A 1,055-nucleotide genomic window follows, 5' to 3' on the forward strand; every position below is an offset into this window, starting at 1 on the left:
CCCTAGGTGTGAAGAGTCAAGAGGTTCTTTCGTGATTTTTTGATCCGGGACATAGGCGGCAGGCAGCCGATGCCATGGTGCGGACGGTGCCAGTTGTAAAAGTGATTCCAGACGGGCAAGGCGATGCGACGGGCCTCAGACGTGGCGTAAGGGCGGCCGTAGGCCCACTCGCGAAGCGCTGATTGAATGAAGCGCTCGGCTTTTCCATTGGTCTGAGGTCGGTAGGCTCGCGTGAACTTCTGCTGGATCCCGAGTTCGACACACGCGTCTCGGAACGAGAACGAATGGAAGGCCGGGCCGTTGTCAGTCAGCACGCGTTGCACCGAGACGCCCAGCTTGGCGAAGTACGCGGTAGCCTCTCGCAGGAAGCTCTCGGCACTGCCCTTACGCTCGTCAGGACGCATGGCGGTAAATGCCACCCGGGCGTGATCGTCAACCGCAACGAAGAGGTATTCATAGCCCAAGCCGCGTGTTCGCTTGGTGTAGTCACCAGTGATTCGATGCCCGATATCCGAGAACTTGCCGAGCTTCTTGATGTCGATGTGCAGCAGTTCGCCAGGCGCGTCGCGTTCGTAGCGTTGAACCGCATCGAGTGGAGCCAGGTTGCTGAATTTCGAGAGGCCAGCTCGGCGCAGAACTCGGCTAACCGTGGCCTTGGAAACACCCAGATAGGTGGCGATGCGCGATTGTGTGAACAGCTTGCGCCGCAGCTCGACGACGGCCAACCCCACGCTGGGATCAATGGCACGCGGAGACCTTGCAGGGCGCGAAGACTTGTCAGCAAGTCCAGTGGCCCCGCCCACCAAGTAGCGGCCAAGCCACTTTCTCGCAGTGACCGCGCTGACGCCATGCGCCTCAGCAGCCTCTGACGCTGACAAGCCACGCTTGGTGATGTCCTCGACCATCTCCAGTCGCCTCAGAAACGTCAATCGGGCATTCTTATGGGTGTTCATCCGGGCTCCGGCTTTGGTTAGACAGGGGGTTTGGCGATTCCCAGTCTCTCAAAACCACTCCGGGTGAACACCCGCAACAACCTATTGAAGCTTCACACCTAG

At 59.5% G+C, this 1,055-nt stretch carries 1 protein-coding gene; it reads right to left on the reverse strand.

Going from position 1 to position 1,055, the window contains the following annotated elements; translation table 11 throughout:
* Positions 1–2: 2 nt before the first annotated feature.
* Positions 3–953, reverse strand: coding sequence for an IS481 family transposase (locus tag M8A51_RS26160; protein WP_251781560.1), 951 nt, complete (start codon positions 951–953; stop codon positions 3–5).
* Positions 954–1,055: the final 102 nt, after the last annotated feature.

It is taken from the genome of Caldimonas mangrovi (genome assembly GCF_023721835.1).
Taxonomy (GTDB): domain Bacteria; phylum Pseudomonadota; class Gammaproteobacteria; order Burkholderiales; family Burkholderiaceae_C; genus Caldimonas; species Caldimonas mangrovi.

Excerpts from the sequence above, each read along its gene's own strand:
- M8A51_RS26160 (WP_251781560.1), bottom strand. The coding sequence starts at position 953 with ATGAACACCCATAAGAATGCCCGATTGACGTTTCTGAGGCGACTGGAG.